This is a genomic window from Pseudorhodoplanes sp., from assembly GCF_050250235.1.
Taxonomy (GTDB): Bacteria; Pseudomonadota; Alphaproteobacteria; order Rhizobiales; family Xanthobacteraceae; genus Pseudorhodoplanes.
On record NZ_JBFWPA010000184.1, the window covers coordinates 1 to 9,358 of the forward strand.

The following is a 9,358-nucleotide window of genomic DNA, read 5'->3' on the forward strand; positions in this document are numbered from 1 at the left end:
TGCCGGCGGAGAATTGGCGTCTGAGCTGCCACCACGTCGCTTCGAAAAGACGCTTACGCGGTCTAACAGAGAATTTCACAGCGCAAAAAACTCAAACCGTACCGAGGGTTGTTTCCTAAAAACTCTTGCAATATCAATAGCTTACGGCTGGAGGACCAAAAGGGATTCGAACTGGTGGTCCGGTTGGGCAGATTTCGCCTTTGAAATGTCGGAGGAATTTCGCGCGAAGAGCCGAAAATTGCAGTCAGAGAAAAAGTACGGTCACTGCTGCGACGAGTGGCTTATTCGCCAGGCCGCTGTACCCGCCAGGTCCCGTCCCACCGACGTAGCGAACGACCGGAATTGCCGGGCCGGGGTCTCCACCCGAAGCGCGGCCTCGTTCGGTTTGACCAGCTGATCGACCAACACCACATTTCGGCAAACGATCCTGGTTGTGGCCTGGGCCGGCTTCGTCGAGTGGGTGTGCTTTGCGGACCTCAGCGACGCAGCCGTGGAGCAGCTGAAAATCCGGGTCCTCGACACGATCGGGGATGCCATCGGCGCGCTAGATGCGCGCCCGATCGGCACCATTCGCTTACGGAGGCCGCCCGGCAGCGTTCATAACCCGATTCGATGACGCGGCGCAGTCGGAGGTCATCGTCCAGCGCAAACCATGAGGATCACGCCACGACATATGCAGCACACTTCGCACTATTGCCTTTGGCCAGATGGACGGGCGCGCTGCTTGCGATTGTGATCGGCGGACTGGCGATTGCATCCGGGGCTGCTAAAGCGGAACGCGCCGTGGTCCTCGATATCGACGGCGTGATCGGTCCGGCCATTGCCGATTACGTCAAGCGAGAGCTCCGCAACGCGAAGACAAGCGAAACCGGTCTCGTCATCCTGCGCACGAATACGCCAGGAGGGCTCGACACATCGATGCGCGATATCATCGGTGCCATCCTGTCGTCGCCGGTGCCGGTCGTTACCTATGTCGCGCCCAGCGGCGCGCGCGCTGCGAGCGCCGGCACATATATCGCTTATGCGAGTGCCGCTGCTGCAATGGCTCCAGGCACCAATCTCGGTGCGGCGACGCCGGTCCAACTCGGGCGATCGCCCTGGCTTCCAGACGCCAACCCGAAGCCGGCCGAACCGGGCGATGCTGAAACCCGCAAGGCCGTGAACGATGCCATCGCCTACATCCGCGGTCTGGCTGAGCTCAACGGCCGCAATGTGGACTGGGCAGCTGACGCGGTCCGCGGCGCGGCGAGCTTGCCTGCGTCCGAGGCGCTGCGGCTTCACGTCATCGATGTCATCGCCGATGACCTCCCGGACCTTCTGCGCAAGCTTGATGGCCGGACCGCACTGGTCGCCGGCAAGCATCAAAGCCTGGCGACAGCCAGCCTCGAAGCAGTAGCCGTGCCACCCGGCTGGCGCACGGAATTCCTCGCGGTCATCACCAATCCGAACATCGCCTTCATCCTGATGCTCATTGGCATTTATGGTTTGATCTTCGAGTTCCTTAGCCCCGGTGCAATCGCTCCCGGTTTTATCGGCGGCATCAGCCTGCTGACGGCGCTGTTTGCACTCAATCTCCTTCCGATCAATTACGCTGGGGCCGGACTTGTCCTGCTCGGTATCGGCTTGATGGTTGCCGAGGCCCACATCGGTACGTTCGGAGTGGTCGGCCTTGCCGGCATGATCGCCTTCGTCATCGGTGCGATCATGCTGTTTCCCTCCGGCGCGCCGGGATTCAGCCTCTCCACTTCGGTTCTCGCGACTGCCACCCTCGCAACGGCTGCCTTTTTCCTTCTGGGCGTCTCGATGCTGCTGCGCTCGCGCCGGCGGCCGCCTGTCATCGGCAAGGAAGCATTGCTCGGCCTTACGGGCGAGGTTGTTGAGTGGAGCGGCACGGAGGGGAAGGTTCGAATCGCCGGCGAGATTTGGCGGGCGCGCGCACGAACCGAGCTTGTAGACTGCGATCGGATCAAGGTCGTCGGTTGGGACGGCCTGACGTTGCGTGTCGAAAGCATTTGAGGATCCAGTCATTCACCAAAAAGGAGTAGAGCCATGTCCTCCGCTGCAACTATCGTCATCGTCGCAGTTATCGTCTTGGGGCTCCTGTACTCGAGCGTCCGCATTCTGCGTGAATACGAGCGCGGCGTCGTCTTCACTCTGGGCCGCTATACCGGCACCAAGGGGCCGGGCCTCTTCCTACTCGTGCCTTTCATACAGCAGATGGTAAGGATCGATCTTCGCGTCGTTGTCGACGAGGTCCCGCCACAGGATGTGATCTCGCGCGATAACGTGTCCGTCAAGGTCAACGCCGTCATCTATTTCCGTGTCGTCGATGCCGAGCGGTCAGTGATCCAGGTGAGGGACTATCTCGCCGCAACGAGCCAGCTTGCTCAGACGACACTGCGGTGGGTGTTGGGCAAACACGACCTCGATTCCATGTTGGCCGAACGGGACAAGCTCAACGCCGATATTCAGGACGTGCTCGACAAGCAGACCGAAGCCTGGGGCATCAAAGTCTCGAACGTGGAGATCAAACGCATCGATCTCAACGAGAACATGATCCGCGCCATCGCCCGCCAAGCCGAGGCCGAGCGCACGCGTCGCGCTAAGATCATCAATGCCGAGGGCGAGCAGCAGGCTGCACAAAAGTTGCTCGAAGCCGCCCGCGTCTTGGAGCCAGTACCCCAGGCGATGCAGCTTCGCTACCTTGCCACGCTCTTCGACATTGCGGGCGAACGCAGTTCAACGATCGTGTTTCCATTCCCGATCGATCTGATGCAGGCGTGGAAAGCGCGCGCCTCTGTGCAGAGCAGCTAATACTCACGTGCAGTGCCCGCTTTTCGGGCGCCACACATCATTACAGTTCGGCGTCCTGGAGTTCCGGCTTTCGGACGCGCGCAACGGAGCCGATCGGTATTTTGTCGAGGTCAATCAAGAGATCCTGCTCGGGTATCTCGTTCTCGTCGCGATGAGAAGCTGGGCCGCCATCTTCATCAGTGCGACGGTTGCCCCCTCGCCTGGGCAGCGATGAGTCTCGGAAGCTTTCACCTTGAGGAATGAATTCAAACAATGTCGGCGTTCGCGAGAGGAAGCGTTCTGGACGGAACGCATCAGGATCTTTGCCAAATGCGCGGGTGGTGGTTCGTCCCCATACAGATCAAGATGTACCCAATCGCCGACCGCAAAGTAATGCGCCTACCAGGCGAAGGGCTCTTTCACGCGTCCACCGATGAATGGAAAAAACGGGTAGAAACGCCGCACCTCCAGAGAAAAAGCGTCATGATAACGCTTGTTGACACTCCGCCGCGCCGCTGCAGCATCGGGATGCTCGTGAAGAGCGAGCGCGACGAACACGACAGGGCGTTGCCGCCCTGGTACTTCATCACGGCTGTCGCGGCGATCGATATCGTTGCGGCCGTATCGAGCAGCCGCACAACTTTGAGCAATTTGTTGTGCAGTTCGGAGTTCAGCCGGTCGTAGGGTGGCGGGCAGGCCTTCAAACTACGAATCTGGGGGTCCAGGATCTGTTCGGGCGCGCCAGCTATCCTCCTGAAGCACAATCAATTTCCGGATCGATCCAAATCGAACCCCAGACTAAAATTTCCGTTTAGTCTTAGGTTTAGTCTGGGGAAATTTGGTGCAGTGGCCGCCCCAGCGAAAGCGCGCGCGCGCAAACGTTGTGTCCCCTGATATCTGCGCTGATGCCACGTCCGAGTGTGTAGCCAAAGTTGCCCGGTTCAGCGACGTCGCATTTTTGATGACGTGCATAGGCAACGATGGCCTTGCCCAGCGGGTGCTCGGAGCGGAGTTCGGCTGCCGCGGCACTGGCCAGGACGGCTTCTCGCGATACGCCTGCGGCCGGCAGACTTTCTGCACGTCCGGTTTGCCGAGGGTAAGCGTTCCGGTTTTATCGAGCATGACCCCTCCGAGAGTCTCCAGATGCACGCCGCCTTTGATGATCGCGCCCAAGCGGGCGGCGCGACCGATCGCGCCAAGAATGGCGAGCGGCGTGCCAGCTGCGATGCCGCGTGCGCCGGCCACGATGACGACTGAAATGGTCGAGCGCATATCTCGTGTGATGAGGAAGGTAAGTGCCGCCGCCCCAAGGGCAAAATAAACGAGATGACCCGCCATTCGATCAGCTAGCCGCTGCACCGGTGCGCGCAATTTTTCCGCCCGCTCCACAGCGTCCAGGTGCCTGCGAAGCGTGTGAGCGGTAGTAACTGCTTGAAATCAACCACCTGGCCTTTCGCTTCCAGCTTCTGCGCACGGCGCTTCGTCGCTTCCATCAAACACTCGGCGGCGATGGCATACTCAACGCGCTATGACGAGTTCGCGCTCACCGTCGGCGCCATTGCGTACGATCGGCGCGCGATAGTCGGGGAAGAAGCATCGCCATCTTGACGTCGCGCGCCTCAATTTTCTTACCGACATATTCGGGCGTGCGACCCACCATCAGCCCGGCGACGAAAATCGTGATCACAATAAAAAGAAGCATGGCGTAAAGGCCGGCGCCCACGCTACCGACGACGATCTCGCCATGGCCATATCCAGTATACGTACATAGCGGACTGGCCAAACAGCATCGCCAAATTCACGACCAACCAGCACAGGCAAGCGGGCATAGATGCCGGACGTTATCTCCTTGTCCCGCCCGGAGCGGAAAATAGGCGCGGTTCCACTGTTGGGATTGATCCGGTTGATTTCCTCCGCGGTGATCGGAAACACGCGCTCGGGATTGTCTATCTCGGTCAGGTCACGAATAAAGAATCCGAAAGAGGCGCTGTCGAACGTTCGCCCCGGGCCGCCTGCGACATACGCATCTCGGCATCGCGAGACCGTCTCGAACTTACGCAATCCCTCCTCGTCCGTCGGACCGACGATGCGAACACCTTTCTCGTCGATGAGCACGTCATCGGGGTGGGGAAGCTGCGTCGGTGGCGGTTCGGCGCCAAGCGCTGACGCAGCGTCCCACGCGGAGAATAAGCCGGCGCCCGCTGCGTCGTAGGCGTGGAGAATAAGGATCGACATCTCGCCAGCGACGTCATCTTTGAAAAACCGTCGGCGGGCTGGAAGCCGAACCGTGTGAAAAGCCGAGCCAGGGCAGGGCGCGCGGCAACGACGCAATATCTTGCGCCCTCGCGGAAACCTGTTCGGTGGACGCTAGAAAACAGATCGTGGACCATGAGAAGGGCCCGCGTTGCTTCGCCACCGCTTAGACTACAGAGTTTCGGGACGTTGAGCTTCTGGCGAAGCCATGGTGCGTCGATCGCGGATTCCGTCCATAAAGCGTTGATCGTCGCGCTCGGCGCTGCCTCATCTCTGTCCAGAATCTCGATGACCTTGCAAAGCCGCGTCGATCCGCCTGCTAGGCGGCTTCCTTCGTTGGAGAACAACGCGCGCAGCAAGGCGACCGTCACCTCATCGTTCGGTCCATCCGAACGTGATAGCCATTGCCAAAGCAAATCATGCGCAGAGAGCAGCAGCGCGCGAAGCGCCAGTTCATCGGCGAGATTAATGACCTTGCCCTCTGGCCTGTCCATGAGCGGCACCCAACGCCAGTTAAAGGAGTCGCAACTCAACGCCTGTGCCAGCGGCGTTCCTGCATGGAAATCATTGCCAGAATTCGAAATCGAGCGATTTGTCGGCGACGCAACATCATAAGCGCCGGTCCAACCGAACCCGGTTTGCAAATCCAAGGGGGGGCGGCTGAAGTGTTCCCGCCGGTCAGGAATTCTTGCCCTGCGCCAGTTTTGCAATGCCTTCAAGAATGGCGGCGCGGGCAACCTCTCCTGCCTTGCCCGGCGTTCGGCTTAACGTTTCGTGCGCACCGAGAAGTCGCCCAATTTCGCGGCCCAAGTCGGTGACGTAGGGATCTGGCACGGAAGGATGATGGATTATGCCTCCTGGTCCGATTGACCACGAATCGCCAGTGAAAACGTTGACGTATGAAATGTCACCATGAGGCGCGACCGGCGTGTGAGTCACGGTCGGCGGCTTTGTAGCGAGTCTCGCAAACGCGATCAACCCGGGCACGACTTCCTTCAAAGTTTTATCGAGAACGTCCGGATCGCGGGTAGCGATGAAGTTGTCGCGGTTGTGTGGATCGCCGAAATTGAACTCAATGGTGAACGCATACGTTTTTTCAGCGTCGCCCGTGACGTGGCGGGAGAAAGCGTAATCGTCGCTCGCTCCCGAGGTCGGATAGAGGCCAATGGATTGCTTGGCAATGTACGGTCGGCCCCAGACGGCATTCATCGCGTCGCGAATGATCTCGGCGGATCCGCGCAAAATCGCTCCATCCCCTCTCGTGACATACTCTCCATACTCGTCCGGATGCTCGCTCCAAATGAGGCCGTCGGGAACCGGCTGGTTACCCGGAAGGAAGGGCCGCGTGTGGCCACGCAGGCCATCGTAGGCCGGGTTCGTAAACGACATGCTGACCTGCTGGCTCTGGTTGCTATCGTCGCCCCAGCTGAAAAGCACGTCGCCTGCGAACGAGTGAACATCCATAAACCAGCGCAAGCCCGGATACGCGTCCATGAGCCATTTGACGTTGCGCGTCTCGGGCTCCGAGAACGGCTCGGTGCCGTGGAACGTCTCAACGCTTTCATCGTCCGATGCAAGCGAGCTCACCCAGGCCGTTTTGTGAAAATGCTTTTTGTAGTCCCACAGGAAGTCATAGTTCCTATTGATATCGACACCGACCTTCTTCGGGTCACCACCCGATGAGTCCGGATTACGGTTCTTCCGCCAGAACGTGGATTTGGTCCGAGAATACTCAAAGCCATCGGGATTGACGCACGGGAATATGACGATGGTCGATTCCTCAAAAATGCGTTTGATGTCTTCGGCCGAAAACGTTTGCTGATTGTACTGAAGACCTTTGCCATCCGTATAGGCGCGTAGAAGGTCGCCTGCGAATGCGACAACGATATCCGGGCCGCCCCATTCACGTGCATGCACGCCGCCAAGGATGAGGCTGGCTCTGTTGGCGCGATCGTTCGGGAGTCCCATGTGGAGCGCATAAGAAGTGCGGTTCTCATAAGTCTTATGAGGCAGCTCGATCCGGTGACAGAGGTCCGCGTACGTCTTTTCGAAGTTGGCAAGCAGGGAGTTAATCTTAGGAAGCGTGAGCAACTGCGCCATCGAAGTCGTCCTTGTGCATAGACTTCAGATTAATCGTCCAACTGTCGGCGGAAGCGAACCGCTCGCGAAACGATCCTCGTCGGCCAGGCGGAGTTCGCTAATCGCAGTGCGCGACTCCGCTTCGGCATCGGCGAGGATTTCAACGTTTCGACCGGCTTTGCGCATCGCCTCGACGGTTGCGCCGCCCGCAAACGCGTGAAGGCGCTGGATCGGACGGCTTGAGGCTTGCGCCTGTGGCATGCAGCAGTAATCAAGCCGGAACGGAGCCAAGGCGGCCAAGCTCTCGCCAGGTACCATGTCGACGAGGATGCGGTAGACGCCGTTATTTCTGACCGGAGCGTCGTAGCCCACGGCCTCTGCAGGAAATTGCGGTCGCTTGGTCATCGTCTTTTTTCCGTTGTCATCGCGTGAACCTCACTCAGAAGACACCAGGCGCTAGAACATTAGCTGACTTGGTTAGCCGCAATCTGTCGCCGAATTTATCTGACAATAAGACTTGGCAGATCGCACAGCATCCCAAGGCTGTCGACCAGTCCGCCGCTCTTGCCATGAATTCCGTTAGGGATTTGGTTTACTTGGCAGTGCACTTCATAATTGCGCGCGGGAGTGCCGCCATGGGGGGTGCTGCGCCATTTCGCAAACGGCGCGCTGTTCTTGAGATTGCGGCATCTAATTTCGACGTGATTGACAATCTCGTAGCGGTCGACGAACACATTCAAATTGTGGACGAAGCTGTTGAACGGACACGCTACGACCTGTCCTGCTCCGCCACCGCCGCCTGTGAACGCCGGCACTGTCGTTGGCCTCAGCGTCTTGCCGCTCTTTCGCATCCGCGCGCAGATCGGCCCAATCGCGTCCATTGCGCTGCCCAGTCTCATAGAGAACCCGACGAGGACCTGACGATCGGGACATAGGATGCGGAACGGTCCGCCACCCGTACCGCCGATCGGAACTGTCTGGCTGGCGCCGTGAGCGGATGGTGCGACAATGCACAGCGCGAACAGAACCAAGCCAACATTGCGAACCAGCGTGATCATGAATGCTCCCGCATGCAATAGCCCGGCAGTTGTAGCTTACCACGGGACCCTAGCGCGCCTTGAAAACTCAAGAAAGTCGTGCCCCGCGTTTCGGGATAAGATAATCAGCGGTGCACATGGCCTCGCCTGAGTGCCTGGCGGAAGGATGCAGGCAATGTTTTCAGGACGTGTTCTAACCGGCTAAAGATGAATCTTTTTTCGTCATGGTCGAGCTTCTCGCGGCCATTCACGTCTTTCTTGCCCGTCAGAGATTATGAGCCGGTAATTTGAGTCTCATTCGAGGGTCTATTTACACTTGGCCGACGGCGTCCTTCACGATGTCCATTTGTGCCTGCCAGTCCATCGGAAGATCGATAAGATATGCAACACCGACGCTGTGCGTAAAGTACCCGCATGCGCTTCGTTCACAAGCCGCAGATTCAAAAACGCCGAGCTGATCATCGTGCGCGCCGACTGCTCGCTGCAACCCTCCGGAGCGCAATCTCGGAAGTGCCGCGGATCTGACCGGAAACCAGCTCGTGCATCCATTGCCGCCCCTTTGCGATCGCCTCAACGAGACGGGCGCGGGTTTCCGAACGGATATGTCGCGCTGAATCGCCCATCTCGTCCTGCTGGCAGCATGATGGCCCGTTTGCGCGTCGGGTTGTTCGGCGCCCAATCGACTGAAACGACTTTTGAGACGCTGTCCTTACCTGCTGGTAGCGATACGTCTAATGTCTTCGGATGGACAACTATTCGATCAACACGATTCAAAATGTCACGATCGTCGCTTTGAACACGTCCTGATTCCCGATTCCCCGGCATCTGCTCCTTGGCAAAGGCAATGATTGTTGCTTCCACGTCCGGCGCCGAAACGCGCGAGAGAGAGCCTGCGTTCTTCCGTCCGCCGCTCTTTTGGTTCTGTTTGCGTTGGCCGCGACTTCCTTTCAAGGGACGCGGCATTTGTCCGCGCGCGCCAAGCGCTTCTTGCACCCTCGCATTTGGGCGGGTCCGGCGGGACTTCAGTCAAAGCCTCTTCTACTTCCTCACCCTCCCCCTCACACTCATCCCCTCCTTCACCCCTGACACCCCCAACCAAGCCAAAGCGCTTCCCTCATTGGAGTGAACGCTGGAAAGGCCCGACCCCGCTGCTACGTCAGCATCGCATACCCGACGAGTGGCGGGAGATCACAGAC

11 protein-coding genes and 1 pseudogene are annotated in these 9,358 nt (G+C 59.0%); 4 read left to right on the top strand and 8 right to left on the bottom strand.

Going from position 1 to position 9,358, the window contains the following annotated elements; translation table 11 throughout:
• Window positions 1-699 precede the first annotated feature (699 nt).
• The 3 genes from AB7F49_RS35415 to AB7F49_RS35425 all read left to right on the top strand — a co-directional run bounded on the left by AB7F49_RS35415 (window position 700) and on the right by AB7F49_RS35425 (window position 3,477).
• Complete coding sequence (locus AB7F49_RS35415; protein ID WP_428531347.1) at window positions 700-2,016, top strand: NfeD family protein; 1,317 nt, start codon at window positions 700-702, stop codon at window positions 2,014-2,016.
• Between the two features lie 33 nt (window positions 2,017-2,049).
• On the top strand, window positions 2,050-2,814 hold the full coding sequence (locus AB7F49_RS35420) for a slipin family protein (protein ID WP_428531350.1): 765 nt from the start codon (window positions 2,050-2,052) through the stop codon (window positions 2,812-2,814).
• A gap of 252 nt (window positions 2,815-3,066) precedes the next feature.
• Window positions 3,067-3,477 carry a hypothetical protein gene (locus tag AB7F49_RS35425; protein ID WP_428531353.1) on the top strand — a complete coding sequence of 137 codons (411 nt, stop codon included), beginning with the start codon at window positions 3,067-3,069 and terminating at the stop codon, window positions 3,475-3,477.
• 114 nt (window positions 3,478-3,591) lie between these two features.
• Here the strand turns inward: AB7F49_RS35425 and AB7F49_RS35430 are convergent, their stop codons facing one another.
• From AB7F49_RS35430 to AB7F49_RS35445, 4 genes and pseudogenes are all read right to left on the bottom strand, one after another.
• A complete protein-coding gene (locus tag AB7F49_RS35430; protein ID WP_428531356.1) occupies window positions 3,592-4,182 on the bottom strand; it encodes a hypothetical protein in 591 nt (196 codons plus the stop codon).
• Window positions 4,140-4,286 carry a hypothetical protein gene (locus tag AB7F49_RS35435; RefSeq protein WP_428531374.1) on the bottom strand — a complete coding sequence of 49 codons (147 nt, stop codon included), beginning with the start codon at window positions 4,284-4,286 and terminating at the stop codon, window positions 4,140-4,142. The genes AB7F49_RS35430 and AB7F49_RS35435 overlap by 43 nt, the downstream gene beginning before the upstream one ends.
• Window positions 4,287-4,384: 98 nt before the next feature.
• Window positions 4,385-4,537: pseudogene (locus tag AB7F49_RS35440) on the bottom strand (potassium-transporting ATPase subunit KdpA); the annotation flags it as partial.
• Window positions 4,477-5,028, bottom strand: coding sequence for a hypothetical protein (locus AB7F49_RS35445; protein WP_428531377.1), 552 nt, complete (start codon window positions 5,026-5,028; stop codon window positions 4,477-4,479). The pseudogene AB7F49_RS35440 and the gene AB7F49_RS35445, both read right to left, overlap by 61 nt.
• Window positions 5,029-5,235: 207 nt before the next feature.
• Here AB7F49_RS35445 and AB7F49_RS35450 point away from each other — a divergent pair, with 207 nt between their 5' ends.
• Window positions 5,236-5,661, top strand: a complete 426-nt coding sequence (locus tag AB7F49_RS35450) for a hypothetical protein (protein ID WP_428531359.1) — start codon at window positions 5,236-5,238, stop codon at window positions 5,659-5,661.
• Between the two features lie 63 nt (window positions 5,662-5,724).
• Here the strand turns inward: AB7F49_RS35450 and AB7F49_RS35455 are convergent, their stop codons facing one another.
• From AB7F49_RS35455 to AB7F49_RS35470, 4 genes are all read right to left on the bottom strand, one after another.
• The gene (locus AB7F49_RS35455; RefSeq protein WP_428531362.1) at window positions 5,725-7,146 is read right to left on the bottom strand and encodes a M14 family zinc carboxypeptidase; all 1,422 of its coding nucleotides are present in this window, start codon (window positions 7,144-7,146) and stop codon (window positions 5,725-5,727) included.
• Window positions 7,147-7,170: 24 nt separating this feature from the next.
• On the bottom strand, window positions 7,171-7,530 hold the full coding sequence (locus AB7F49_RS35460) for a hypothetical protein (protein WP_428531365.1): 360 nt from the start codon (window positions 7,528-7,530) through the stop codon (window positions 7,171-7,173).
• 95 nt (window positions 7,531-7,625) lie between these two features.
• A complete protein-coding gene (locus AB7F49_RS35465; RefSeq protein WP_428531368.1) occupies window positions 7,626-8,183 on the bottom strand; it encodes a hypothetical protein in 558 nt (185 codons plus the stop codon).
• Between the two features lie 549 nt (window positions 8,184-8,732).
• On the bottom strand, window positions 8,733-9,023 hold the full coding sequence (locus AB7F49_RS35470) for a hypothetical protein (RefSeq protein ID WP_428531371.1): 291 nt from the start codon (window positions 9,021-9,023) through the stop codon (window positions 8,733-8,735).
• Window positions 9,024-9,358: the final 335 nt, after the last annotated feature.

Bases quoted from the DNA above. Each gene is read 5' to 3' on its own strand.
- AB7F49_RS35435 (WP_428531374.1), bottom strand. From the start codon at position 4,286: ATGGAAGCGACGAAGCGCCGTGCGCAGAAGCTGGAAGCGAAAGGCCAG.
- AB7F49_RS35420 (WP_428531350.1), top strand. From the start codon at position 2,050: ATGTCCTCCGCTGCAACTATCGTCATCGTCGCAGTTATCGTCTTGGGG.
- AB7F49_RS35455 (WP_428531362.1), bottom strand. From the start codon at position 7,146: ATGGCGCAGTTGCTCACGCTTCCTAAGATTAACTCCCTGCTTGCCAAC.
- AB7F49_RS35460 (WP_428531365.1), bottom strand. From the start codon at position 7,530: ATGACCAAGCGACCGCAATTTCCTGCAGAGGCCGTGGGCTACGACGCT.
- AB7F49_RS35445 (WP_428531377.1), bottom strand. From the start codon at position 5,028: ATGTCGATCCTTATTCTCCACGCCTACGACGCAGCGGGCGCCGGCTTA.
- AB7F49_RS35465 (WP_428531368.1), bottom strand. From the start codon at position 8,183: ATGATCACGCTGGTTCGCAATGTTGGCTTGGTTCTGTTCGCGCTGTGC.
- AB7F49_RS35425 (WP_428531353.1), top strand. From the start codon at position 3,067: ATGTCGGCGTTCGCGAGAGGAAGCGTTCTGGACGGAACGCATCAGGAT.